24 protein-coding genes are annotated in these 24240 nt (G+C 63.4%); 13 read left to right on the forward strand and 11 right to left on the reverse strand.

The features are described 5' to 3' along the window. Positions 1-242 precede the first annotated feature (242 nt). From IFT98_RS01020 to IFT98_RS01030, 3 genes are all read left to right on the forward strand, one after another. A complete protein-coding gene (locus IFT98_RS01020; protein WP_122479188.1) occupies positions 243-689 on the forward strand; it encodes a YkvA family protein in 447 nt (148 codons plus the stop codon). 129 nt (positions 690-818) lie between these two features. After that, positions 819-1184, forward strand: a complete 366-nt coding sequence (locus tag IFT98_RS01025; protein ID WP_192049698.1) for a helix-turn-helix domain-containing protein — start codon at positions 819-821, stop codon at positions 1182-1184. After that, positions 1181-1552 carry a hypothetical protein gene (locus IFT98_RS01030; protein WP_192049696.1) on the forward strand — a complete coding sequence of 124 codons (372 nt, stop codon included), beginning with the start codon at positions 1181-1183 and terminating at the stop codon, positions 1550-1552. Before IFT98_RS01025 ends, IFT98_RS01030 begins: the two co-directional genes overlap by 4 nt. 4 nt (positions 1553-1556) lie before the next feature. Here the strand turns inward: IFT98_RS01030 and IFT98_RS01035 are convergent, their stop codons facing one another. Together IFT98_RS01035 and IFT98_RS01040 are read right to left on the reverse strand one after the other, a co-directional pair. Then, a complete protein-coding gene (locus tag IFT98_RS01035; protein WP_192049694.1) occupies positions 1557-3320 on the reverse strand; it encodes a bifunctional diguanylate cyclase/phosphodiesterase in 1764 nt (587 codons plus the stop codon). Between the two features lie 175 nt (positions 3321-3495). Further along, positions 3496-5577, reverse strand: coding sequence for a carboxy terminal-processing peptidase (locus IFT98_RS01040; RefSeq protein WP_192049692.1), 2082 nt, complete (start codon positions 5575-5577; stop codon positions 3496-3498). A gap of 139 nt (positions 5578-5716) precedes the next feature. Between IFT98_RS01040 and IFT98_RS01045 the strand changes: the two genes are divergently transcribed. Continuing rightward, a complete protein-coding gene (locus tag IFT98_RS01045; protein ID WP_192049690.1) occupies positions 5717-6679 on the forward strand; it encodes a zinc-binding dehydrogenase in 963 nt (320 codons plus the stop codon). A 73-nt stretch (positions 6680-6752) separates the two neighbouring features. Here IFT98_RS01045 and IFT98_RS01050 read toward each other — a convergent pair whose 3' ends face one another. From IFT98_RS01050 to IFT98_RS01060, 3 genes are all read right to left on the reverse strand, one after another. Beyond that, positions 6753-8111, reverse strand: a complete 1359-nt coding sequence (locus IFT98_RS01050; RefSeq protein WP_192049688.1) for a TolC family outer membrane protein — start codon at positions 8109-8111, stop codon at positions 6753-6755. A gap of 492 nt (positions 8112-8603) precedes the next feature. Beyond that, a complete protein-coding gene (locus tag IFT98_RS01055) occupies positions 8604-8984 on the reverse strand; it encodes a DUF454 family protein (protein WP_192049686.1) in 381 nt (126 codons plus the stop codon). A 10-nt stretch (positions 8985-8994) separates the two neighbouring features. After that, positions 8995-9582 (reverse strand): UPF0149 family protein, encoded by a 588-nt coding sequence (locus IFT98_RS01060; protein ID WP_090356978.1) that lies wholly within the window; start codon positions 9580-9582, stop codon positions 8995-8997. A 258-nt stretch (positions 9583-9840) separates the two neighbouring features. On the opposite strand from IFT98_RS01060, the gene recQ reads away from it, so the two are divergent. From recQ to IFT98_RS01080, 4 genes are all read left to right on the forward strand, one after another. Further along, positions 9841-11979, forward strand: a complete 2139-nt coding sequence (recQ, locus tag IFT98_RS01065; RefSeq protein WP_192049684.1) for a DNA helicase RecQ — start codon at positions 9841-9843, stop codon at positions 11977-11979. Positions 11980-12101: 122 nt separating this feature from the next. Next, positions 12102-12539 (forward strand): MarR family transcriptional regulator, encoded by a 438-nt coding sequence (locus IFT98_RS01070; protein WP_122797331.1) that lies wholly within the window; start codon positions 12102-12104, stop codon positions 12537-12539. An 82-nt stretch (positions 12540-12621) separates the two neighbouring features. After that, a complete protein-coding gene (locus IFT98_RS01075) occupies positions 12622-14721 on the forward strand; it encodes a FimV/HubP family polar landmark protein (RefSeq protein ID WP_192049682.1) in 2100 nt (699 codons plus the stop codon). Beyond that, positions 14718-15026, forward strand: coding sequence for a SelT/SelW/SelH family protein (locus tag IFT98_RS01080; RefSeq protein ID WP_192049680.1), 309 nt, complete (start codon positions 14718-14720; stop codon positions 15024-15026). Before IFT98_RS01075 ends, IFT98_RS01080 begins: the two co-directional genes overlap by 4 nt. 18 nt (positions 15027-15044) lie before the next feature. Here IFT98_RS01080 and IFT98_RS01085 read toward each other — a convergent pair whose 3' ends face one another. Continuing rightward, positions 15045-16499 carry a TrkH family potassium uptake protein gene (locus tag IFT98_RS01085; protein WP_185793857.1) on the reverse strand — a complete coding sequence of 485 codons (1455 nt, stop codon included), beginning with the start codon at positions 16497-16499 and terminating at the stop codon, positions 15045-15047. A gap of 124 nt (positions 16500-16623) precedes the next feature. On the opposite strand from IFT98_RS01085, the gene IFT98_RS01090 reads away from it, so the two are divergent. Further along, the gene (locus IFT98_RS01090; RefSeq protein ID WP_122713169.1) at positions 16624-17187 is read left to right on the forward strand and encodes an NAD(P)H nitroreductase; all 564 of its coding nucleotides are present in this window, start codon (positions 16624-16626) and stop codon (positions 17185-17187) included. A 34-nt stretch (positions 17188-17221) separates the two neighbouring features. On the opposite strand, the gene IFT98_RS01095 is transcribed toward IFT98_RS01090, so the two are convergent. From IFT98_RS01095 to IFT98_RS01115, 5 genes are all read right to left on the reverse strand, one after another. Then, complete coding sequence (locus IFT98_RS01095; RefSeq protein WP_192049678.1) at positions 17222-18556, reverse strand: sensor histidine kinase; 1335 nt, start codon at positions 18554-18556, stop codon at positions 17222-17224. Positions 18557-18622: 66 nt separating this feature from the next. After that, positions 18623-19060, reverse strand: coding sequence for a Spy/CpxP family protein refolding chaperone (locus IFT98_RS01100; RefSeq protein WP_192049676.1), 438 nt, complete (start codon positions 19058-19060; stop codon positions 18623-18625). Positions 19061-19213: 153 nt separating this feature from the next. After that, the gene (locus tag IFT98_RS01105; RefSeq protein ID WP_192049674.1) at positions 19214-19891 is read right to left on the reverse strand and encodes a response regulator transcription factor; all 678 of its coding nucleotides are present in this window, start codon (positions 19889-19891) and stop codon (positions 19214-19216) included. A gap of 8 nt (positions 19892-19899) precedes the next feature. After that, entirely contained in the window at positions 19900-20208 is a 309-nt protein-coding gene (locus IFT98_RS01110) for a YciI family protein (protein ID WP_122479170.1), read from the reverse strand. Position 20209: 1 nt separating this feature from the next. Continuing rightward, positions 20210-20806 carry a septation protein A gene (locus IFT98_RS01115; protein ID WP_192049672.1) on the reverse strand — a complete coding sequence of 199 codons (597 nt, stop codon included), beginning with the start codon at positions 20804-20806 and terminating at the stop codon, positions 20210-20212. 65 nt (positions 20807-20871) lie between these two features. On the opposite strand from IFT98_RS01115, the gene IFT98_RS01120 reads away from it, so the two are divergent. The 4 genes from IFT98_RS01120 to scpB all read left to right on the forward strand — a co-directional run bounded on the left by IFT98_RS01120 (position 20872) and on the right by scpB (position 23960). Continuing rightward, positions 20872-21732: a PHP domain-containing protein gene (locus IFT98_RS01120; protein ID WP_122479168.1), complete on the forward strand. Its 861-nt coding sequence runs from the start codon at positions 20872-20874 to the stop codon at positions 21730-21732. Positions 21733-21745: 13 nt separating this feature from the next. Beyond that, complete coding sequence (locus tag IFT98_RS01125; protein ID WP_122479167.1) at positions 21746-22375, forward strand: L-threonylcarbamoyladenylate synthase; 630 nt, start codon at positions 21746-21748, stop codon at positions 22373-22375. 131 nt (positions 22376-22506) lie between these two features. Then, entirely contained in the window at positions 22507-23208 is a 702-nt protein-coding gene (locus tag IFT98_RS01130; RefSeq protein WP_192049963.1) for a segregation and condensation protein A, read from the forward strand. Further along, positions 23205-23960 (forward strand): SMC-Scp complex subunit ScpB, encoded by a 756-nt coding sequence (gene scpB, locus IFT98_RS01135; RefSeq protein ID WP_192049670.1) that lies wholly within the window; start codon positions 23205-23207, stop codon positions 23958-23960. Before IFT98_RS01130 ends, scpB begins: the two co-directional genes overlap by 4 nt. Positions 23961-24240 lie beyond the last annotated feature (280 nt).

Genomic DNA, 24240 nt, shown 5'->3' on the forward strand with positions numbered 1-24240 from the left:
CTCGACGGGGCGTTTTCGTTTGAACCGGGCCCGTGCCAAAGAGTCTTAAAGGAAGCGGCATTAGCTGTTTTCGGAACACTGCGTCAAGGATTTTCGTGGCTTTTTTGTGTGAGTAAAAAACGCCCGATTTGACCTCAGCCCTTGAAAACCGGGCAGGTCAGGCACGAAAAGCAGCTCTGTTCACAAGGTTATCCACAAATACTGTGGATAACCTCAAACTGTCATTCGGCACCGGAGGGCTCATGAAAGCACCGTGGAATTTCACCCGTTTCCTGCCCATTGCCGAACGCGTTCTGAGTCGAGGCCGCTTGCCGGCCCTGATCTTCGCCGTGGCACGCAAGGGCAAGGGCTACCGGTTGGGCGCCTTGAAAGAAGACGTGCAACTGTTGCAGGCCCTGTGCCTGGCCTACTGGCGCGGCGAGTACCGCAGCATCAGCCCCAAGGCACTGGTGTCGATCGTTGCCGGCCTGGTCTACTTCGTCAGCCCCATCGACGCGATCCCGGATTTCCTGATCGGTGTCGGCATGCTCGACGACATCGCCGTGCTGGCTTGGGTGATGAAGACCCTGTCCGGCGAGCTCGACGCATTCCGCGCCTGGCGTCAGCGCCAGTCACCGGAAAAACTGCGAGTGCTCGAACGCCTCCCAGCTTCGGAGAAGGACCTGGAACTGGAAAAGTCCCATCGCTGAATTTTCCCGCTGAACCTGCTCGCCGACTTCGACGCGCAGTTAACGCCCCGAAGTCGGCAATCCCCTGTTAACATTCCGCCATTACGCTCGCATCGTCCGATGTGCGCGCTTATCGGGCGGGAGGATGCAATGGGGGTTCAGGTGATAAGCCGCGACGGCCAGCCGGAGTATGCGGTAGTGCCATGGGCCGAGTACCAGCGGCTGCTGGCTGCAGCTGCCGGTACCCCGGTCAGCGCCTCTGCAGATGTCGTCACCAACGCGCAGTCCTCGGCCGACCCGGTCGGCGCTGTAGCACCCGCACCACCACCCAGTTTCGAGCGCCTGCGTGAACTTCGCGAGGCCCGCGGCGTGCCGCTCGAAAGTCTGGCCCGCGCCGTAGGCATCAGCCCCTCCTACCTGTCGATGATCGAGACCGGCGAGCGCGAACCGGACGCCGCCATACGCCGCAGTCTCGCCTGGGAGCTGGGGGTGCCGGGCTGGAGCAGCAGCACGTGAGCCTGCGCATCAGTCGCCTGCAATGGGAGGGCCTGCTCGGCGAGCTGGATCACGCTCGGCGCCAGCGGCATCTGCTCACTTATCGCGCGCTGCTCGAGCGCCTGGAACTGCCCACACCCGCCATGCAGACGCTCACGGCAGCACTCGAATACCTGGCCATGATCGACGCCCGCGCCGATCAGCCACTGCGCAGCTCCCTGGTGATAAGCCAGGGTGCCAGCCGCTTGCCGCGCACCGGTTTTTTCGAATGCGCGGAAAAACTCGGACGCTTCTGCGGTCCGTCGGATGGCGTTGCCGCCGCCTCCTGGCATGCCTCGGAAGTGGCGCGCGTGTTCGAATACGCCTATCCGCCGACTACCGCGGCCTGAGCCGCTAGGCCGACTCGGCAAGCTGCGTGTCGATCACGTGCACGCTGGACCCCAGGACTTCCTTGGCCAGGTGCTTGGCCTGCGAAGCCATTTCCGCCAGTTGGCTGCCATCCATGAGAGCGCAGGCCTCGGCCCGCAAGCGAACCACGCCGATGGACAGCGACAACAAGGCAAACCGTTGCTGCTCGCCGCGACGATCCTTGGCCAAAAAACAGCCCGCGTGCAGATGCTCCGGGCGATAGAAGCGCCGGCACTGGTGCTGGAAATCCTCCTGTAGCTGGCTCAGGCGACGGCACCAATCGGCCGGGCTGATGACCAGGATGAAATCGTCTCCGCCGATGTGACCGACGAAATCCCGGCTCGGGTCCACGCGTTCGCTCAGGCACTGGGCCAGGCACAGCAGCACTTCGTCGCCACGCGCGTAGCCGTAGATGTCGTTGAAAGGCTTGAAGTTGTCGATGTCGACATAGCAGATGATCGCCTCGCGGCCCTGTTCCAGCACACGGGTCAGGCACTGCTGGATCGGCACGTTGCCAGGCAGCAGGGTCAAGGGGTTGGCATGCCGGGCCTGCTGGATTTTCAGCTCGGTGATCAGCTTGAGCACGTCGATGACCCGCCCCAGTCCCAGGTATTGTCCACCTTGGGTGACAATGAAGTCTTCCTCGATCCGCTGCCGTGCACGCCCGGTCAGCAACCGGCTGACCTGTTGCAGCGACTGCTTGCTGTCCACTGCCAGAAAATCATTGCTCATCAGCCGGCTGATCGGCTTGCGCGCGAACAGCTCGGTGGCGAAGGGCTTGAGCAAGGCATCGGACAGCGAGTGTCGATGGACGATGCCGCAGGGCCGCCGGTCGCTGTCGACGACGGCGAGGGTGTTCAGGTTGGCCTGCAGGCGAAAGCCTTCCAGGACCTGCTGCGTCGGCGTGTCGCGGTGCACCGCGGCCTGCTCGATGACCAACGGTGCGAGATCGCTGCCGTGGTCGCCAAGGGGTGGATTGCCGTCCTCGAACCGCGGGATCAGCCCACGCACGTCCCGTGGCGGCTGTTCCTGAGGGCGGCAAAGCAGATAGCCCTGGACCAGGTCGACACCCATTTCGATCAATACCAGCAACTCCTCGACCAACTCGATGCCTTCGGCGATCACTTGCGCTCGAGAAGCCTTGGCGATCTGCAGGATGGAACCGACGAATTCGCGCTTGAGTGCATCCTGGTGGATGCCGTCGATGAAGTGTCGGTCGATCTTCACATAGTCCGGACGCAACTCGGACCACAGGCGCAGGCTTGAATAGCCTGCACCCAGATCGTCCAGGGCAATCGAAAAGCCCATGGCGCGGTAGTGATGCAGCGCGTTGAACAGCAGTTGGAAATCGTCGGTAGGAGTCTGCTCGGTGAGTTCGATGACCACTTGGCTGGGGCTGATGCCGTAGCGCTGCAACAACTGCAATGTACGGCCGTCCTCGTGCAGGGGTTCGAGCAGCGACTCGGGCGAGACGTTGAGAAACAGCTTGCCGTCCAGGCGCTGTTCGCTGAAGCGGCGGCAGGCGGTTTCCCGGCACATCACTTCCAGCTCGTTGAGCCGACCGGCCTGGCGCGCCACTGCGAACAGATTGATGGGCGAATGCAGCGGGCTGTTCGAGGGCCCTCGACTCAATGCCTCGAAGCCAAGGATCTGCCGTTGCGACAGTGACACGATCGGCTGGAACAAGCAGTGCACACCGCCTTGGGCAAGAATGGTGTCCAGGGCGCTGAGCTGTTCTATGACGGTCATCGGTTCCTACCTTGCTGAATGTCGTGCTGGCCGGTCGCGCGAACGGGTCGAAAGCCGCGGGCCAGACGCAAAAAAAGACCCGCTGCAGACGCAGCGGGTCCCTATTTCACGACAGCTTCATGTCGGTTTGATGACCGTCCTGTCACCTATCCGTCAATGCAGGGCCATGCCACGGTCAATGCCGGGCCACCGACGTGTTGAGCTTCAGGTAGTCGAGCAGGATGCGCCCGGTTTCCGCGAGGTAGGCGTCATCTTCCGGCTTGGTCTTGTCCGGATCGGCGCCCAGGGCATCCTCGTCTTCCTTCTTCAACTCTTTCAGCGGCTCCTCGCCCTTGGCCTTGCGCCGAGTGTTTTCCAGGGCCAGCTGCTTGGCTTCGATATCGCTGTGCTGAGCACGACGGTCGGCCTCGTTCAGGCTGACGGTCTTCTCTTTCATCAACTGCTCGGCCAAGGCCAGGCGATCGCGGATGTAGATGAATTCCGGGTCCTTGACGGTGCGGGCGTCGTGGTCGGCGGTCAGCTTGGCCAGGTACGGCTTGAACGGATCGCTGGCCGGCTTGATGGCCGGGCGGATCGTGTCCCAGGGCATGGCTTCGGGCAGGGCGCTTTCACCGATTTCCTTGGTATCGATGATCGACGGGTAGGCGATATCAGGCAGTACGCCCTGGTGCTGCGTACTCTGCCCCGAGACACGGTAGAACTTGGCCAGGGTCAGCTTGAGCTCGCCGTGGTTGAGCGGCTGGATGGTCTGCACCGTGCCCTTGCCGAAGGTCTGGCCGCCGACGATCAACGCGCGGTGGTAGTCCTGCATGGCACCGGCGAAAATCTCCGACGCCGAAGCCGACAGGCGATTGACCAGCAGCGCCAGCGGGCCCTTGTAGAACGCACCGGGGTTTTCATCTTCAAGCACGTCGACGCGGCCATCGGCGTTGCGCACCAGCACGGTCGGGCCTTTCTCGATGAACAGGCTGGTCAGTTCGGTGGCTTCCTGCAGGGAGCCACCGCCGTTGTTGCGCAGGTCGATGACCACGCCGTCGACTTTCTCCTTCTGCAATTCGGTGAGCAGCTTGCGTACATCGCGGGTGGTCGACTTGTAGTCCGGGTCACCGGCGCGGAACGCCTTGAAGTCCAGGTAGAACGCAGGAATCTCGATCACGCCCAGCTTGTAGTCGCGGCCGTTTTCCTTGAGGTTGAGAATCGACTTCTTGGCCGCCTGCTCCTCGAGCTTGACCGCTTCGCGGGTGATCGAGACGATCTTGCTGGTCTGGTCGTTGGGCGCATTGGTGTGCGGAATCACTTCCAGGCGCACGGTAGAGCCTTTCGGCCCGCGAATCAGCTTGACCACTTCATCCAGGCGCCAGCCGACCACGTCGACCATTTCCTTGTCGCCCTGGGCAACACCGATGATCTTGTCGGCAGGGGCGACCTGCTTGGTCTTGTCAGCGGGGCCCGCGGGGACCAGGCGGACGATCTTGACCTGGTCGTTGTCGCTTTGCAGGACCGCACCGATGCCCTCGAGCGACAGGCTCATGTTGATGTCGAAGTTTTCCGCGTTGTCCGGAGACAGGTAGTTGGTGTGCGGATCGTAGGACTGGGCGAAGGTATTGATGTAGGCCTGGAAGATGTCTTCGGCGCGGGTCTGGTCCAGTCTCGCGAGCTGGTTCTTGTAGCGCTTGGACAGGGTGTCCTGGATCTGCGCTGCGTCCTTCCCGGCGATCTTCTGGCGCAGCACTTCATCTTTCACGCGCTTGCGCCACAGGTCGTCGAGCTCGGCCTCGTTTTTCAGCCAAGGAGCATCCTTGCGGTCTACCAGCAGGGTTTCCTTGGTGGTGAAGTCGAACTTGTCGACGCCCTTGTTCAGTTCGGCCAGGGCGAAGTCCAGGCGTGCCTTGACCCGGTCCAGATAGCGTTTGTAGATGATGAAACCGGGATCCAGGTTGCCGTTCTTCAGGAAGTCGTCGAACTGGGTCTTCCACTTGTCGAACTCGGCGATGTCGGCCGCAGTGAAATAACTGCGCGAGGGATCGAGCAGCTTGATGTAGCTGTCGTAGATGATGACCGAGCGCGCATCGTTGAGCGGCGGCTTGCTGTAATGATGACGCTTGAGCAGTTCGACGACATTGAGGCTGGCCACCACTTCGTCGCGATCGGGCTGAAGTTTGTCCCAGCTGTTGGCAGCGAAGGTATTGGCGGACATCGACAAGCTGCCGAGGCCGATACACAGCGCCAGGGCACTGCCGGGAATGAAATGCTTCATGCTGATTCGACGTGGGGGCAATTGATCACGCATATTAGGCCGTCTTTGAATTCGCCGGTTCCGTTGAAGCCGGACGCATAATGCGAAAAGCCCGACGCCAAGGCGTCGGGCTCAGTCATGACTCAACTATGGAGGCACCGTGAAGGCATTGCAAGGCGTGGAAGGACATGTGGAGTGGCTCGAACAACCGAGCCCGACGTGTGACGTAGGTCAAGTGAAGATTCGGGTAGCCGCGGCCGGCCTGAATCGGGCCGACCTGATGCAGCGCGCAGGCTTGTACCCGCCGCCGCCAGGCGCGAGCGATATCCTCGGCCTGGAATGCGCAGGCGTGATCAGCGAGGTCGGCGTGGGATCGTCCTGGCAGGTCGGCGACCGGGTCTGCACCTTGCTGGCCGGGGGTGGCATGGCCGAAGAAGTGGTGGTCGATGGTCGCCATGTGCTGCCTGTACCCGAGGGACTGAGCCTGCACGAAGCGGCGGGCATCGTCGAAGTCTACGCGACGGTGTGGCTGAACCTGTTCCAGCTGGCCGACCTGCAGCCGGGCGAGAAGGTCCTGCTGCATGCTGGCGCCAGTGGCATCGGCTCGGCGGCGATCCAGCTGTGCAAGGCGTTCGGCAACCCGACCTGGGTCAGCGTCGGTTCCGCCGAGCGCCTGGCCTATTGCGAAGCGCTCGGTGCCCAGGGCGGTGTGGTGCGGGGCGACGGGCTGGAAGCGTTGAAGGACCTGGGGCCGTTCAATGTGATCCTCGACCCGGTCGGCGCCAACTACAGCGAGCTGAACCTGGAGGTAGTGGCCCTTGACGGGCGCTGGGTGATGATCGGCCTGATGGGCGGTCGTGAAGCACAGTTCGACCTGGCCAAGGTCCTGGCCAAGCGTGTGCGGTTGCAGGGTTCAACCTTGCGCAGCCGTGACGATCAGTTCAAGGCCGACCTGCTCAGTGACCTGGGCCAGCAGGTATGGCCATTGTTCACTGAAGGGCGCTTGAAGTCGCAGCTGGCCAAGACGTTTCCGATCGCCGACGCCGAAGCGGCGTTCGAAGCGCTGGCAAGCAATCAGATTTCGGGGAAGGTGGTATTGGTGATCGACGAAACCCTGAGCTGAGCCCAGGGCTTTCGTCACGCGAACCCCTTGACCGGCTGCGAACGAGCGGGCACGGGGTCCGGCGTAGCGGCAATCAGCGCATGTCTGGCAGGCGCGCTTCGCTCTTGACTTCGGTCAGGGCAACGGCTTCGGCTGGCAGCACGACGCGGGTCTTGGCCAGCAGCTCACCCATGCTCGAAAGCACGCGGTACATCGAGTATTCCTCGGTGTAGCGCACTTCGGCGTAGCGGGTGTTGGCGGTGTACAGCTCGTTCTCACTGTCGAGTACGTCGAGCAGGGTACGCTGGCCCAGGCCGAACTGGTCCTGATAGGCCGCCCGCACGCGGGTGGTGGTCTCGGCGTATTCACGGGCGTATGGAATCTGCGTGCCGGCATTCTTCATCGCGTTCCACGACAAAGCCATGTTTTCGTTCAACTGACGCAGGGCATTGTTGCGAATGTCCATGGCCTGGTTGATGCGATGTGCATCGCCCTGCAGACGGGCCTTGTCGCTGCCGCCACGGTACAGGTTGTAGCTCATGCTCACACCGGCACGCCAATCGGTGTTGTTGTGGCCGCGCTCGCCCGAAAGGTTGTTGTTGGCACCGGTAGCCAGTTCAGCGTCGATCCGCGGGTAGAACGCGGACTTGGCGCCTGCGTACTGGCTTTCGGCAGCCTGCACGTCGGCCTGGGCCGATTTGAGGTACGGATTGTTTTCCATCATGGACTGGCGGGCGGCGTTCAGGTCGGCCGGCAGTTCGCCACGCATCGAAGGCAGCGGTTCCAGTTCGTCGGGCATGCGGCCCACGGCGCTGAAGAAGGCCGCTTCGGCATCGGCCAGGTTGACCTGAGCGGTGTTGTAGTTGTTCTCGGCCAGGGCGCGACGAGCACGCGATTGGTCGACGTCGGCGGTGCTGCCCACGCCGCGCTCGCTGCGCAGGCCGATCTGGTCGTTGACGCGCAGATGCGCCTGCAGGTTGTTCTTGGCCAGGGTTACCAGTTCACGGTTGCGCAGTACGTCGAGGTACACCTGAACGGCGCGCAGGGCGAGGTCCTGGGCGGTAGCCTGCACATAGTAGGCACGCGACGTAGCGGTCGAGCGGGTACGGCTGACTTCACTGGAGGCGCTGGAACCGTCGAACAGCATCTGGCGCAGGCGCAACTCTGACTGGGTGTAGTTCAGTGTTTCCTTGTTGTGGTTGCCGCGCGCGCGGGTATTCAGGTTGTCCGAACGCTCGCGACCGTAGCCTGCAACGAAATCGACGCTGGGGCGGTAGGCACCCTGGGCAATCTTCGTGTCCTCATCCGCGGCAAGGCGACTGTTGATGTTGGATGCCAACTCAGGGTGGTTATCCACGGTGCTCTGGATCGCCTCGGTGAGCGACATGGCTTGCGCGTGCGAGCACGCCATGGCCAACAAAATCGCGCTGCAGATGGGGGTGAAAACGCGCATTCGGGTGCTTCTCCGTGATGTGTGAAGTCGTGCAGACGCCAGAATGTTGGCGAATAACTCGTTTAAAAGTCCGTTTCGGGGTTGTAACAAGCGCAATCGAGGCGCCGAAAGCAGCGCGTTCAACGGAATTTTCACATGATATAGAGCAAAAAACAGTTATGCCATCATTCCTTTCGATGCTGGCAAATAGATTTCACTGCTCTCGAGGCGCGCGCCGTGAGCGGGGTTCAGTGCAAAAGAAGGCGCAAGGCCAGCGTTTTGGGGGGTGGCGCGGTACGGGCGAGATAAGACGGAAAAATGCGGTCGTATAGTGACGGAAAATTGTCACTGGTAATGAGGGGTGTATCAACCCTGATCCATCCTGAAGGACGAGATTAGTTGGTTGATTTCATTCAGATTTTATCAGGAGTCGACCGTTCGTCGACATCCTCGGTCACTGGAGGGTGACTTTTTGCGGCACCTGACCTGGGAAATCGATTGTCGGCTTGCGCTTCAGACACGTGTCTTCAGGCGAGCGAGATAGACAGTCACTGCGATGGCGACGCCAATGAGCAACACACGCAGCCACGGCCAGGGCGTCAACCAGCAGGAGACAGCGATGCTGACCCACAGGGAACCGATGGCCAATACCTTGGCTTTGCGGGGAATGCCTTCACCGTTGAGGTAGGCCTTGAGCAACGGGCCCAGTTGCGGATGGCCAAGCAGCCACGCGTGGAAGCGCGGGGAGCTTCGCGCAAAGCAGGCCGCGGCAAGGAGCAGGAAAGGGGTAGTGGGCATCACCGGCAGGACGATACCGATGACGCCGAGACACACGCTGGTACAGCCAATGCCCAGAAGCAGATAGCGCAGCCATGCCGGCCGAGCTTTATCCACGGCCTGTGCTTCAGTGATGGCGAGGCTTGAGAATGGCCGGTTTCTCGTCCGGGGCGTTGCACAGCAGGTAGAGGGCCGTCAGCGCTTCGGGAATCTGCACGATCATGTCGTCCATGAGATTGGCATCGGCGGCAATGTCGGAAAACTCAGGCTGCTCGTCGAACAGTCCGGAACCGACCATGATCGGCAGGAGCATCTCGCTGACTTCGTCTTCGGCGGTTTCGAACCAGGCGGCCTCGCGCAGGAATACCCCTTCCATGAAGCCGATGCACCAGCCGCGCAGGTCGGAGTCATCCGGCTCGTCGCCGAGGTCGAGGTCGCATGGCAGCTCGAATTCCTCGTCGCTGGCCAGCTGGCGCGCGATATGCGCCTTGAGCTGGATCAGCGTGCCTTCGATCTCTTCGCGCTGGGCATCGTCGCTGTAGTGCGGCGGCTCGGCGAACAGGGCGTCGATCCACTCGCGTTCGGGAACCTCTTCGGAGCAGATGGAGAGGGCGGTCAGGTAGCCATGGGCGGCGACGTAGTCCAGCGCCTCGTCATGCAGCTCATCGGCGTCGAGGAAGGCTTGCAGGCGGGTCAGTTGCTCGGCGAAGGACATTAACAGGTTACCTTGGAAGACTATGCGGATACTGAATTCTAGGCCTTGTTAGGCCCTGTGCGCCACCCAAGGGGTGAAATGGCAGGATGTGCGGGTGCTGCGCCGCGGTGCTGGCACTGGGGTATACTGCCGCGGTCTTTCGCTCAGGCCCCGAGTTCACGGGGCGGTAACCCCCGCTTACGCAAAGGCGGATGCGGCAAAAGCGCTTTTCATCCAGCCTGTGCGGCCCGGGTGGTTTTACGATTTCTGGAGTGACCCATGCTCGAACAGGCTCAACGCGTTCTTAAGGACATCTTCGGCTACGACAGCTTCCGTGGTCGCCAGGGTGCCATTATCGAACGTGTGGCCCGCGGTGGCGATGCCTTGGTATTGATGCCCACCGGCGGTGGCAAATCGCTGTGCTTTCAAGTGCCGGCCCTGTTGCGCGATGGCCTGGCGGTGGTGGTGTCGCCGCTCATCGCCCTGATGGACGACCAGGTCGCCACGCTCGAGGAGCTCGGGGTGGCAGCCGCGGCGCTGAACTCCACGCTCAGTTCCGATGAACAGCGCGAGTTGGCTGCGCGCATCCGCCGCGGCGAAATCAAGATGCTGTACCTGGCGCCGGAGCGCCTGGTGCAGCCGCGCATGCTGGATTTCCTGCGCGGTCTGGACATCGCCCTGTTCGCCATCGACGAGGCCCACTGCGTTTCGCAATGGGGCCACGACTTCCGCCCCGAGTACCTCCAGCTGGGCCAGCTGGCCGAACAGTTTCCCCACGTGCCGCGCATCGCCCTGACCGCCACTGCCGACAAGCGCACGCGCGAGGAGATCGTCACCCGTCTGCACCTGCAGGACGCCGAGCGCTTCCTGTCCAGTTTCGACCGGCCCAACATATTCTACCGCATCGTGCCCAAGGAAAGCCCGCGCAAACAGCTGCTGGCATTCCTCGCCGAGCGCCGCAGCGACGCAGGCATCGTTTACTGCCTGTCGCGCAAGAAAGTCGATGAAGTCGCCGCGTTCCTGTGCGAAAACAACTTTCCGGCGTTGCCGTACCACGCCGGCCTGCCTGCCGCGACGCGGGCCGCGAACCAGAAGCGCTTCCTCAACGAGGAAGGCCTGATCATGGTGGCTACCATCGCCTTCGGCATGGGTATCGACAAGCCCAACGTGCGTTTCGTCGCGCACATGGACCTGCCCAAGTCGCTGGAAGCCTACTACCAGGAAACCGGCCGGGCCGGCCGTGATGGCCTGCCGGCAGATGCCTGGATGGCCTACGGCCTGCAGGATGTGCTGATGCTCAAGCAGATGCTGCAGAATTCCGAAGGCGACGAGCGCCACAAGCGGCTCGAACAGCACAAGCTCGATGCCATGCTGGCGCTGTGCGAGGAAACCCGCTGCCGTCGTCAATCGTTGCTGGCCTATTTCGATGAAGAAATGCCCAATCCCTGCGGTCACTGCGACAACTGCGTCGACGGCGTGCAGACCTGGGATGCCACCGAGCCGGCGCGCCAGGCGTTGTCGGCCATCTACCGCACCGGGCAACGCTACGGCGTCGGTCATCTGGTGGACGTGCTGCTGGGCAAGGACACCGAGAAGGTGCGCAGTTTCGGCCACGACAAACTGGCGGTATTCGGTGTCGGCAAGGACCGCTCGGAAGGCGAGTGGCGTTCGCTGTATCGCCAGGTGGTCGCCCGCGGTCTGGCCGATATCGATCTTGAAGGCTACGGCGGCCTGCGTCTGAGCGACAGCTGCCGGCCGCTGCTGCGCGGCGAGGTGACGCTTGCGCTGCGCAAGGAAATCAAGCCGCAGACCTCTGCTCGCGGCAGTGGCTCGGCCAGCCCCGCCAGCCAGCTGGTGCGCGGCGAGGAGCGCGAACAGTGGGAAGCGCTGCGCACCCTGCGGCGCAACCTGGCGCAGGAACATGCGGTGCCGCCCTACGTCATCTTCCCTGACTCGACCCTGCTTGAAATGCTGCGCAGCCAGCCGACCAGCATGGCCGACATGGGGCGGGTCAGTGGCGTCGGCGCACGCAAGCTCGAGCGCTACGGCGAAGCGTTCCTGCAGGTACTGGCTGGCTCGGGCGGCGCGCAAGCGCCACGCGAAGTGGCCGATATCCGTCACGAGCTCATCAGCCTTGCCCGTGCTGGCATGACGCCGCTGCAGATCGCTGGCCAGTTACAGTGCAGTGAGAAGAATGTCTACAGCCTGCTGGCCGAAGCGATCGGCCAGCAGCAGCTGTCACTGGAGCAGGCGCTTGATCTTCCCGAGGAACTGCTCAGTGAAATCCAGGACGCCTTTCTCGACGGCGAAGGTGAATTGCCCGGCGTCGCCGAGATTGCGGGGCAGTTCACCGGCCGGGTGCCCGAAGGCGTGCTGTATTGCGTCCGTGCGGCGTTGCAGTCCGAATTCGAGGTGTGAACGAGGCTGTCACTCGGCATGAGTCTTGCCTGTGGGCTAAGGTCATGATTAGCTGACTAATCATCAGCTCCGACCTTCACGCACGCGCTGCTTGTGCAAGGCTGTTTTTTCAAGAGAGATCTATGCCGTTAACTGATCAACATCGCTTCGGAATGCAGCTGGCGCATATGTCCCGTGGTTGGCGGGCCGAACTGGACCGCAGGCTGGCGGGTCTGGGATTGTCGCAGGCGCGTTGGCTGGTCCTGCTGCACCTGGCGCGGTTCGGCGAAGCGCCGACCCAGCGCGAGCTTGCGCAGAGCGTGGGCGTAGAAGGCCCGACCCTGGCACGCTTGCTGGACAGCCTCGAAGCCCAGGGCCTGGTCGAGCGTCAGGCCGTGGTCGAAGACCGTCGGGCCAAGAAGATCATGCTGTGCCCGCCCGCACGGCCGCTGATCGAGCAGATCGAAACCATCGCCAACGCCTTGCGTGCCGAGCTGTTCATGGGTGTCGACGAAGAAGAACTGAGCACCGCCATGCGGGTACACAGCCGCATCCTGGCGAATCTGGAAAAGAAATCCTGAAGTCAACGGGCCGTCACCCGCTTGGAGCAAGTGGGCCGTACGGGCTATAAAGTTATTGGATGTCGGTCTTCAAGGGATTCCCATGCAAGTGCGTATACCGTCGCGTTCAAGGTTTGCTTCACGTCGTCTGCTGGCATCGGTATGGGCCATTGCGCTGTGCTACTCCACGGCCGCCTCGGCGCTGGGCCTTGGCGAGCTTACCCTGCGCTCGTCGCTCAACCAGCCGTTTCGCGCCGATATCGCCTTGCTCGACACCGCGGGGCTGGAGCAGGACGACATCAGTGCCAGCCTGGCGACGGCCGAAGAGTTCGCCAGGGCGGGGGTGGAACGCAGTTTCTTCCTCAACGACCTGAAGTTCTCGCCTGATTTCAGCGGCGCGCGCAAGGTCATTCACGTCAGCTCCAGCAAAGTGGTTACCGAACCCTTCATGAGTTTCGTGATTCAGGTCGGTCGGCCAAATGGACAGTTGCTTCGCGCCTTCACGGTGTTGCTCGACCCACCGGGGATGGGGCCGGGCCTCGCGGACCGCGCGCCCCAGCGCATCCAGCCAGTGCAGGCAAGTGCCCAGCCGCCCGCAGCAGCGCCGACCAAGCCCAAGGCCGCGACTGCCGCTGCGCCGACCGCCAGCGAGCCTGCGAAACAGGGGCCTGCCAGGGCCGCCGCGCAGGACGCTGCGCAACTGGCCGCCGCCGCCCTGGAAAACCAGCAACTGCAGAAGAGCTTCGACGAAGTGCAGGCGCGCCTGCAGAGCCTGGAGGCGCAGGTAGCCGACAAGGACAAGCAGGTCGCCCAACTGCAGGCACGCATGGCCGAGACACCTGCGGCCGAGGCCGAGTCGCCCGTCGCTCCCGCAACGGCACCCGCTGCGCCTGCGGCAACGCCTGAGCCATCGCCCGCATCTGCCCCACCCGCAGCGGTTGCCACGCCAGCACCGGCACCAGCGGAGGACGGCAGCGGCTGGTTGAACATCCTGGCCCTGGTTGCGGCACTGCTGCTGATCATTGCCCTGTTGCTGCTGTTGCGCCGCCAACGGCAGCGCAAGTCGGCCGCGCTGCAGGACGCGTTCGAACCGGTCGTCACCCAGCCGGTCCGCGCGACGCCGCCCGCCAGCGTGCCGGCCACTGCGCAGGTGGCCGCCACGGCGCCGATGCGTGCCGAGCCTGCGCCGGTGGTACGCCGTGAAACGCCGACGGCCACGGACGCCCTCGACGGTGCCAGCATTTATATTGCCTACGGCCGCTTCAACGAAGCCCTGGGCATTCTGCGTGACGGGCTGGCCAAGCAGCCGGAACGTACCGACCTGCGTGTGCGCATGCTCGAAGTGCTGGGCCAGCAAGGCAATGCGAAGGGCTTCGCCGAGCAGGAAAGCCTGTTGCTGGCTGCAGGATTCAGCGCAGCGACGCTGGCCGAGATACGCAGCCGCTTTCCCAACCTCGAGCCTGCGCAGGCGCCGTCAACGGCAAACAATGGTCTGCCACCGGCAGCAGCTGCAGCTGCAGTTGCACTGGCAACCACTGCGGCCGTTGCGGCATCGGTGCAGCCCGCTTCGAAGCCTGAGCCTGAGCCTGAGCCCGAAGCCGAACTGGAGTTCGAGCTGCCCGATCTCGACCTGGCGCCGCCTGAGCCATCAGCTCGGTCAACCCCGCCGCGCGAGCAGGAAGACGAATTTCAGCTCAACCTCGATGACCTGTCCATGGACGCCGATTGGGCGTTGGTCAGCCCATTCGATGATGCGCCGTCGCCCAAAGGCAAGCCGGCGCTCGTCGAGACGCCGCTCGAGGTCGAAATGGACCCTGCGTTCACCAGCAATCTGAAGGAGCTGCCGGAAGTCTTCGAGATGCCCGAAGAGCAGTTTCTCAGCGACTTCGCCGATGTCGAAGACGAGCCGTTCCTTCAGCAGGACGACGCCCCGCCCGGAAAGACCCAGGATGATATCGACAACGATTTCCTCGACAGCTTCATCGCCGACAGCGACCTGCCCGAGCTCGATGCCCTGACCGTGGATTTCGATGATCTGGAGCTGCAGCACGCTTCGGCGCAGAAACTCGATCAAGCCCAGCAGTTGCTCGATGAGGGCGATACCAGCGAAGCCAGCGCGCTCCTGCACGAACTGCTGCGCGAAGGCGATGACTCCTGCAAGCAGGCAGCACGGCAGTTGCTGAATCGGATGGATGAAGCGTGAACGATGGGACCGCACACAAGCCTCAGGTGGTGATCACCTATTGCACCCAGTGCCAATGGCTGCTGCGCGCCGCGTGGCTGGCCCAGGAGCTGCTCAGCACCTTTGGCGAGGACCTGGGCCAGGTTGCGTTGGCGCCCGCCAGCGGCGGCCGCTTTCTCATCACCTGTGACGGTGTGCAGGTCTGGGAGCGCAAGGCCGATGGCGGCTTTCCCGAGGCCAAGGTGCTCAAGCAGCGTATCCGTGACCTGATCGACCCCGCACGCGACCTGGGCCACAACGAAATCAGGCGCGCAACACCCGAGTAGACCTCCGCCTGGTCTGGATCAGTGCCGCCAGAACGCCGGCATGCACAGGATCAGCACGGTGATGATTTCCAGTCGGCCCAGCAGCATGCCCAGCGCCAGGATCCACTTCGCCGCATCCGGAAGCGTGGCGAAGTTGCCGGCCGGCCCTATCACCTCGCCCAGCCCCGGCCCTACACCGGAAACCGTGCTGGCGGCGCCGGTCAAGGCGGTCATCCAGTCCAGCCCCAGCAGTGACAGAGCCAGGGCGATGATGCCGACGGTAAAGCCGAAGAAGAACGAGAACGTCAGGATCGACCGGACGATTTCCTCGTCGAGGCGGTGGCCGTTGTATTTCTGTTTGATCACTGCGCGCGGATGAATCAGCTGGTTGAGGTTGGATTTGAGCAGGATATAGGCGACCTGGAAGCGGAATATCTTGATCCCGCCTGCGGTCGAGCCCGAGCAGCCGCCGATGAAGCCCAGGTAGAAAAACAGCATCAGCGAGAAATTGCCCCACAGGCTGTAGTCGCCCAAGGCGAAGCCCGTGGTGGTCACCACCGAGGTGACGTTCAGGGCCACGTGGCGGAATGCCGTCCACCATGGCAGCTCGGTGGTGGCCCAGTACCAGGTACCCAGCACCAGCCAGGTGGCGATCAACAGGATCAGCATGCCCTGCACCTGCTGGTCGCGCAGCAGCGCCTGGCGGTTGCCGCGCAGGGTCGAGACATAGAGCGCGAACGGCAGGCTGCCCAGAATCATCACCACGATGGCCACCCAGTGCACAGCCGGTTGCTGCCATTTGCCCAGGGACAGGTCGGACGTCGAGAAACCACCGGTGGAAATGGCCGACATCGCATGGTTGACCGCGTCGAACGGGCTCATCCCTGCCAACCAGAACCCCAGGGTGCCCAAGGCGGTGAAGCCGACATACACCAGCACGATGTACTTGGCGACCATGTGCGAGCGCGGCATGACTTTTTCAGAACGATCGCTGGATTCGGTCTGGAACAGCCGCATGCCACCAATGCGCAACAGCGGCAGAATGGCCACGGCCATGCCGATGAAGCCGATGCCGCCCAGCCAGTGCAGCATCGAGCGCCACATGAGGATGCCCGGTGACATCTCGTCCAGATGACTGAGCACCGTGGAGCCGGTGGCGGTAATGCCCGACATGCTTTCGAAAAAGGCGTCGGTGTAGCTGATGTGCTGAGTCAGCAGGAAGGGCAGGGCGGCGAACACGCACACCACCACCCAGCTGCTGACCGTGAGCAGGTACATGTCGCGCGGCCGCAGGTTGACGTTGTCGGGGCGGCCGGGCAGCACCAGCAGCAGGCCGGCGACGAAGGTGATCAGGCTGGCCCACAGGAACGACTGGATGTCCTCGGTGCGCTCGAACACCACCAGCGTGCCCATGGGCACGACCATGCTCACGGCCAGGGTGATCAGGAAGATGCCGATAATGAAACCGATGATGCGCAGGGTCGGCAACGCCATGGGGTCAGCTCTGGCCATGAAGGAAAGGGCCGCCATTCTACCTGCGGGCCACAGCATGTAAACCCGGCAGGCGAAGGCCGCTTGGGTCTAGAATAGCGGCTTATCGTTCGACAGGAGGTTGCCCATGGAGGCGCTCGAGGTTTTGCTCAATCGTGTTTCAGCTCCCCGGCTCATGGCGCCCGCGCCGACGGCCGCGCAGCGTGAGGTGCTGTTCCAGGCCGCACTGCGCGCGCCCGACCATGGCCAATTGCGGCCGTGGCGTTTTCTCACCGTCGAAGGAGAAGGCTTGCAGCAGCTTGGCGAAGTCTTGGCCGAGGCCACTGCGCTCAACCCCGAGGCGGGCGAAGCGGCGTTGGAAAAAGCACGCAACATGCCGTTGCGCGCGCCCTTGGTGGTGGTAGTGATCGCCCGCTTGCAGGAGCACCGCAAGGTGCCGCAGAGCGAGCAACTGCTGGCGGCTGGCTGCGCCGCCCATGGCATTCTGCTGGCGGCCAACGCGCAAGGGCTGGGAGGGGTGTGGCGCACCGGTGAGCTGTCCTATGCGCCTTATGTGGCCGGCAAACTGGGCCTGATCGAAGGCGAACAGATCATCGGCTTCCTGTACCTGGGCACGCCGGCGCGAGAGTTGCGCGAAGCGCCTGCGCTGGCTACCGCCGACTTCGTGCAAGCCTGGGGCGTCGAGGCCTGAAGCGTTCAGGCCCGAAACGAATGATCGCGGCGGTCTAGGCCACTACCACCGGCACCGGCGGCAGGTCCAGGGTCGCGATCAGGCCGCCTTGGGGGTGGTTTTCCAGGTGCAGGCTGCCGCCATGTCGCTCGGCGGCGCGGCGGGCAATGGCCAGGCCCAGGCCATGGCCAGCGGCGCTCTGCCCTGGCGCGCGAAAAAATGGCTCGCTTAGGCGCCCCAGGTGTTCCTCCGCCACGCCCGGACCATGATCGCGAACGCTGATGCGCACGCGCCCATCCACCTGTTGCGCCGACAGCACGACGGGTGCGGGCCCGGGGTTGAAGCGCAGGGCGTTGCGCAACAGGTTGTCCACGGCCCGCTCGATCATGGTCGGCCAGCCCTGCAGCGCAAGGTGCGTGGCAATGTCCAGTTCGATGGCCTGCTCCGGCATGGCGATCAAGGCATCCTTGCGTACGGCCTGCAGGAGTGCCGGCAGGTCCACATCCTCGGCCGTGGCCTGTTCCGCGTCGACCCGCGCCAGCACCAGGATCTCGCTGATCAGGGCTTCAAGACGATCGCATTCGCGCGTCAGGCGCGGCCACAACAGGTCGCGCTGGGCGGGCTCGGCCCGTTCCGCCAGGGCCAAGGCGATGCGTAGCCGCGCCAGCGGCGAGCGCAACTCATGGGACACGTCGCGCAACAACTGTCGCTGGCTACCGATCAAGCTCTGCAGGCGTGCGCCCATGCGGTTGAAGTCGCGCGCCAGCACGCCGAATTCGTCGCGACGGCTGGCCAGCTGCGCCAGGCTGTTCTGCTGATAGGTGGTCTGCCCCAACTCGTGCACGGCACCGCGCAGCCGGCTCAATGGGCGTGTGATGGACAATGTGACCATCAGGCTGAACAGCGTCAGTACGACCAGTGCGATCACCAGCGCGCTGATCGGCATGAGCAAGGAGTCGCGGTGCCACGAGTCGAGTTCGGGGTGCGGAATGCGGTAGATCAGCAAGTAGGTGTCGCCCGTGGTGGGGCTGGTGTAGTCCGCCGTCAGCCGACGCCATGGCAGGTCGCGATCGGCTTCGTTGTGGCGCGCCTCGAAGGCTTCGGCGCGACGCGGGAAGGTCCCCGGCACCACCGCCTCGCCGGCCTCGTTGAGGACCTGGGTGTCGATGCGATAGCGACGCTTGCGCTGTTCGAGCAGTTCCTGGGCCGCCTCGGCGCCTTTGCTTTCGTACCGCTCTACCCAGTCCTGGGCGAAATGCTTCACCGCCGGGTGCCGACTGAGGATCCAGGTGTCCTGGTTCAACATGTGGCCCAGCAGCACCGACAGGCCGGCTACCAGGGCGATGGCCAGCCAGAAGCTGGCCAGGATGCGCCAGAACAGTGAACGCAAGGCAAATTCCTCAATGAAAGAAGCCCGGTACGCATGCGCGGACCGGGCTGGGGGCTTGCGCCGATATTACTGGGTTTTCTTGCCTTGCTGGGCTTTCCAGGCCTGGAATTCGGCCCATTCGGCGCGGCGCTCGTCCTGCTTCTTTTTCATTTCGTCGAGCTGCTTCTGCTGCTCGGGCTTGAGCACCGCACGCACGTCGGCCTGCGCCTTGTCGTGGTTGGCCTTGATTTCATCTTCCATGGCCTTGCGATCGGCTGCCGGCAGCTTGTTCAGGTACTTCTTGGTGATGTCGCGCTGCTGATGGCGCTCTTCGCCCATCAGTTTGCCCACCTGGGTGCGTTGCTCGTGGGTCAGGTCGAGCTGGGCGAACGGCTCGCCGCCACGAGGGCCTGGGCCGCCCTTGCCTGGGCCTGGGCCGAAACCGTCAGGGCCGCCCTGCGGCATGGCCATCGCCAGGGTCGGCAGGGTAGCGGCGAACAGCATTGCGAGTGTGGTCTTGCGCATGGTGAATCTCCTGTCTGGTTCCCGGTGTCTACCGGATGTGCCCAGTTTATGGAGATCAAGGTCAGGCGCGGTCAATGCCGCGTAAGGCTTGTGTAAAGACATGACGCTAGTGACATTTACAAACCACACCGTTCGCGCTGCACGCAGCGGCAGCTACTGCGCATAGAAATAGCCACGGCTGCGCAGTGCCATGATCCGTGGGCGACCGTCGGCATGCGGGCCGATCTTCTTGCGCAAATTGCTGACGTGCATGTCCAGGCTGCGGTCGTAGAGGGTGAGCTTGCGGCCGAGTGCGATCTGCGCCAGCTCCTGTTTCTCCAGGGGCTCGCCCGGCTGGCGCATGAGTGCCTCGAGCAGGCGGCTTTCGGACACCGTCAGGTTGATGTCGTGTTGATCAATGCTGACCACGCCGCGCGCCGGACTGAAGCACAGGTCGCCCAGCTCCATCTGCCCCGCCACGGCAACCGGGTGACTGCGGCGCAGTACCGCGCGCAGGCGGGCAGTCAGTTCGCGCGGATCACAGGGTTTGGCCAGGTAGTCGTCGGCGCCCAGTTCCAGGCCCAGGATGCGATCCAGCGGTTCGCCCCGCGCCGAGAGCATCAGCACTGGCAGCTCGGCGTGTTCGCTGCGCAGTTGCTTGAGCAGTTCCAGGCCGCTGCCGTCGGGCAGCATCACGTCGAGCACCACGGCTGCCGGGGCCTGCTCGGCCAGGGCCTTGCGCGCGCTGCTGCCATCGTGGCAGGCACGGACCTGAAAACCTTCCTGGCTCAACCAGCTGTTCAGCAGTTCACACAGCTCGACGTCATCGTCGATCAGTAGCAGATCGCTCATCTAGACCTTCATTCGGGCGCAGGCAAGGTCTGCTTGAAGGGTTTGACCAGCACGTCCTTGTAGACCCCGGCTGCGACGAACGGGTCGGCGCCGGCCCAGGCCTGGGCTTCGTCCAGGGACTCGAAGCGAGCCACGATGAGGCTGCCGCTGAAACCGCTTTCGCCGGGGTCATTGCTGTCGATGGCGGGGTGAGGCCCGGCCAGTACCAGTTGCCCGGCGGCTTCCAGCTGTTTCAGGCGCTCCAGGTGCTCGGGCCGTGCGGCCAGGCGCTTTTCCAGGGAGTTGGGTGTGTCGGTGGCAATGATGGCGTAGAGCATGTCAATCCTCGGTTTTAGGTGTTGTACGATCGGAATCATGCAGGTGACGGGACAGGTAGATACCCTGGCCCACCAGGAACAGCAAGGTCATGGCCAAGCTGCCGAACACTTTGAAGTCGACCCAGAACTGCTCGAACGTAAAGGCCACGAACAGGTTGGCGGCACCGCAGAACAAGAAGAAGACCACCCACGCAACGTTGAGTTTCGCCCAGATCGGGTCGGGCAGGGTCAGCGCGTGGCCCATCATGCGTTTGATCAGCAGTTGCTTGCCGATGAAATGGCTGCCGGCGAACGCCAGCGCGAACAGCCAGTTGACCACCGGCGCCTTCCACTTGAGGAAGGTCTCGCTGTGAAAGGCCAGGGTCAGGCTGCCGAACACCAGGCAGGCGATCAGTGTCAGCCACTGGCCCTTTTCCAGCTTGCGCTGCTTGAGGAACAACAGGCCATAGACGACCACGGAGCTGGCGATGAGCACCTTGGTAGCGCTGAAGATGCCGCCCAGTTCGAAGCTGTGGCCCGCCAGGTCGACCATGTGCGGGTCGGTCTTGTAGACGATGAGGAACAGGAGCAGCGGGATGAAATCGATCAATTGTTTCACAGTGGCAGCCAGAAGCAGGATGTGGCGGCATAATAACAAACATCAATGACTGCGAAAGCGCCACTATGAATGTTGACCTGCACTGCCACAGCACCGCCTCCGACGGTGCCCTCGCGCCTGCCGTTCTGGTGCAGCGAGCTTTCGATCACGGCGTGCAGACCCTTGCCCTGACCGACCATGACACCTTGGAAGGCTTGCCAGAGGCCCGTGCGGCGGCCACAGCACTGAACATGCAGTGGGTCAGTGGTGTCGAAATGTCGTGCACCTGGGGCGGTGCGACCATCCACGTGCTCGGTTACAATTTCGCTCTGGATGCACCGCCGCTGGTGGCCGCGCTCGACAGCCTGCACCACGGTCGCTGGCTGCGCGCCGAAGAAATCGACCGACGCCTGGCGCTCAAGGGCATGCCGGGTGCACTGGACGGTGCTCGGGCCATCCAGAAGGGTCTGGGCGACAGCGGCAATGCGCCGGCGCGCCCGCACTTCGCCGATTTCCTGGTGCAGCAGGGCCACGTCAAGGATCGCCAGGAAGCGTTCCGCAAGTGGCTGGGGGCGGGCAAGCTGGGTGACGTCAAGCAGCACTGGCCCACGCTGGAGGACACCGTGCGCACATTGCGCGAGGCGAAGGCGTGGATCAGCCTGGCTCACCCGCTGCACTACGACTTCACGCGCAGCAAGCGGCGCAAGCTGATCGGCGACTATATTCAGGCCGGCGGCCATGCGATCGAGGTGGTCAACGGCATGCAGGCCGCCGAGCAGGTCGGCACGCTGTCCATCCTGGCCCGCGAATTCGGCCTGATGGTCAGTGGCGGCAGCGACTTCCACGGCCCTGGCACGTGGGGTGAAATCGGTGTCTATCGGCCATTGCCCGTCGACCTGCCGCCGTTGTCCGCGCGGTTCAAGCACGACCCGTCAACTTCCGCCTGAACAGGATGCCAACGTGAGTCAATTCTTTCAGATCCATCCGCAGAACCCGCAGCCGCGGCTGATCAAGCAAGCGGTCGAAATCATTCGCGGCGGTGGCATCGTGATCTACCCCACCGACTCCTCCTACGCCATCGGTTGCCAGATCGGCGACAAAAACGCCGTGGAACGGGTGCGCCGCCTGCGTCAGCTGGACGACAAGCACAACTTCGCGATCATCTGCTGCGATCTGTCGCAGCTGGGGCTGTTCGCCAAGGTCGATACCGCGGCGTTCCGTCTGCTCAAAGCGCACACGCCGGGGCCCTATACGTTCATCCTCAGTGCCACGCGTGAAGTGCCGCGCCTGCTGCTGCACCCCAAGCGCCGCACCATCGGCCTGCGCGTGCCCAGCCATCCGATCGCCCTGGCCTTGCTGGAAGAGCTGGGCGAACCGCTGATGAGCGTGAGCCTGATCATGCCCGGCGCCAAGGAGCCGCTCAGCGACCCTTACGAAATGCGCCAGTTGCTGGAAAAGCAGGTCGATCTGATCATCGACGGTGGTTTCGGCGGCACCGAGGCGTCCACCGTGATCAACCTGGCCGATGGCGATCCGCAGGTGGTGCGCGTGGGCTGTGGCGATCCGGCACCGTTCGCGGCCATGGCGTGAGTGATCTGAGTGCGGTCGAAGATCCGCCAATGAATCTTGCCCAGGGCTCGCCCGAGCAGCTGCAACTGGCGCTGGTCTACGGTCAGGCATTCACCCAGATGCCGCAGGACCTGTACATCCCGCCGGATGCACTGGAGGTGTTCCTCGAAGCGTTCGAAGGCCCGCTCGACCTCTTGCTGTACCTGATTCGCAAGCAGAACATCGACATTCTCGACATTCCCGTCGCGGAAATCACCCGTCAGTACATGGGCTACGTCGAGCTGATGAAAACCGTACGCCTGGAGTTGGCCGCCGAATATCTGGTGATGGCCGCCATGCTTGCGGAGATCAAATCGCGCATGCTGCTGCCGCGCAGCGCCGTGGTCGAGGATGACGAACACGATCCCCGAGCCGAGCTGATTCGCCGCTTGCAGGAGTATGAACGCTTCAAGGCTGCCGCCGAAGGCATCGATACCCTCAAGCGGGTAGGGCGCGACCTTTACGTGCCCAGGCTCGATGCGCCCCAGGCCAAGGTACGCAAGCTGCTGCCCGAGGTCAGCCTGGAAGAGCTGCTGATGTCGATGGCCGATGTGTTGCGCCGCAGCGACATGTTCGAAAGCCATCAGGTCAGCCGCGAGGCGCTGTCGACCCGCGAACGCATGAGCCAGGTGCTCGAACGCTTGCGCGGTGGCGGCTTCGTACCCTTCGTCGAGCTGTTCGGTGCCGAGGAAGGCAAGCTCGGTGTGGTGGTGACTTTCATGGCCATCCTCGAGCTGGTCAAGGAGCAGTTGATCGAACTGGTGCAGAATGACGCCTTTGCCGCTATCCACGTGCGTGCCCGAGCCGAACAATGAATTTGACTGACCCGCGCGATCTGGCGCCGCTGCTCGAAGCCTTTCTTCTGGCCTCCGGAAAACCCCAGTCTCTGGAACGCCTCCATGAGCTGTTCGAGGAAGCCGAGCGGCCCGAGCCGGCGGTGTTCAAGAAGGCCCTGGAGGTGCTGGGCAAGTCCTGCGAAAAGCGCGCTTTCGAACTGGTCGAGGTCGCGTCCGGCTACCGCCTGCAGATCCGCGAGAAGTACGCGCCCTGGGTCGGCCGGCTCTGGGAAGAAAGGCCGCAGCGCTATTCCCGTGCGCTGCTGGAAACCATGGCCCTGATTGCCTATCGCCAGCCCATTACCCGCGGCGAGATCGAGGACGTGCGTGGCGTGGCGGTCAACAGCAATATCGTCAAGACGCTGGTGGAACGCGAATGGATCCGCGTGGTGGGTTACCGCGACGTGCCGGGTCGGCCGGCGATGTTCGCCACCACCAAGGCGTTTCTCGACCATTTCAACCTGAAGAGCCTCGATGAATTGCCGCCGCTGGCGATTCTGCGCGAGATGGAACCCGAAACCATCCTCGAAGACCACGACGACGATGCGCCGGTGCCTGCTCATCTGCAGGCGCTTGCCGATGCCAGCGCCGAGGGCGAAGGCGCGGCCCCGGCCAAGGACGAGACCAGCTTCCGCTCGTTGCTGGTGGAACTGGATTCCATGGAGCAGGGCCTCAAGATCGACTTCGACGACCTGCTCCAGGACCCCGCGCCGACCGACGACGACCGCTGATAGCAAGGTAGACCTGTGGGAGCGCTCATCGGCCGCGAAAAGCTCGGCGCGGTGGGTCAGGTGGATCGCATCGAGGCTTTCGCGGCCACTGACCGCTCCTACGGGGGAGGGAGGTGCGATCTTTCTGTGGGAGCGGGCTCTGCCCGCGAAAAGAGCGACGCGGTGGGTCAGGTGGACCGCGGTGAGGCTTTCGCGGCCACTGACCGCTTCTACGAGGAGGGGGTGAACATGCTCCGCCAAGGTGCGCCCTTGGCCTGTGTGCTGCGTCCGGCAGCCGCGA

Origin of the sequence: Pseudomonas sp. CFBP 8770 (assembly GCF_014841705.1) — a bacterium.
Taxonomy (GTDB): Bacteria; Pseudomonadota; Gammaproteobacteria; order Pseudomonadales; family Pseudomonadaceae; genus Aquipseudomonas.

Excerpts from the sequence above, each read along its gene's own strand:
- IFT98_RS01020 (WP_122479188.1), top strand. The coding sequence starts at position 243 with ATGAAAGCACCGTGGAATTTCACCCGTTTCCTGCCCATTGCCGAACGC.
- IFT98_RS01025 (WP_192049698.1), top strand. The coding sequence starts at position 819 with ATGGGGGTTCAGGTGATAAGCCGCGACGGCCAGCCGGAGTATGCGGTA.
- IFT98_RS01035 (WP_192049694.1), bottom strand. The coding sequence starts at position 3,320 with ATGACCGTCATAGAACAGCTCAGCGCCCTGGACACCATTCTTGCCCAA.
- IFT98_RS01040 (WP_192049692.1), bottom strand. The coding sequence starts at position 5,577 with ATGAAGCATTTCATTCCCGGCAGTGCCCTGGCGCTGTGTATCGGCCTC.
- IFT98_RS01050 (WP_192049688.1), bottom strand. The coding sequence starts at position 8,111 with ATGCGCGTTTTCACCCCCATCTGCAGCGCGATTTTGTTGGCCATGGCG.
- IFT98_RS01060 (WP_090356978.1), bottom strand. The coding sequence starts at position 9,582 with ATGTCCTTCGCCGAGCAACTGACCCGCCTGCAAGCCTTCCTCGACGCC.
- recQ (WP_192049684.1), top strand. The coding sequence starts at position 9,841 with ATGCTCGAACAGGCTCAACGCGTTCTTAAGGACATCTTCGGCTACGAC.
- IFT98_RS01070 (WP_122797331.1), top strand. The coding sequence starts at position 12,102 with ATGCCGTTAACTGATCAACATCGCTTCGGAATGCAGCTGGCGCATATG.
- IFT98_RS01075 (WP_192049682.1), top strand. The coding sequence starts at position 12,622 with ATGCAAGTGCGTATACCGTCGCGTTCAAGGTTTGCTTCACGTCGTCTG.
- IFT98_RS01085 (WP_185793857.1), bottom strand. The coding sequence starts at position 16,499 with ATGGCGTTGCCGACCCTGCGCATCATCGGTTTCATTATCGGCATCTTC.
- IFT98_RS01090 (WP_122713169.1), top strand. The coding sequence starts at position 16,624 with ATGGAGGCGCTCGAGGTTTTGCTCAATCGTGTTTCAGCTCCCCGGCTC.
- IFT98_RS01100 (WP_192049676.1), bottom strand. The coding sequence starts at position 19,060 with ATGCGCAAGACCACACTCGCAATGCTGTTCGCCGCTACCCTGCCGACC.
- IFT98_RS01105 (WP_192049674.1), bottom strand. The coding sequence starts at position 19,891 with ATGAGCGATCTGCTACTGATCGACGATGACGTCGAGCTGTGTGAACTG.
- IFT98_RS01110 (WP_122479170.1), bottom strand. The coding sequence starts at position 20,208 with ATGCTCTACGCCATCATTGCCACCGACACACCCAACTCCCTGGAAAAG.
- IFT98_RS01120 (WP_122479168.1), top strand. The coding sequence starts at position 20,872 with ATGAATGTTGACCTGCACTGCCACAGCACCGCCTCCGACGGTGCCCTC.
- scpB (WP_192049670.1), top strand. The coding sequence starts at position 23,205 with ATGAATTTGACTGACCCGCGCGATCTGGCGCCGCTGCTCGAAGCCTTT.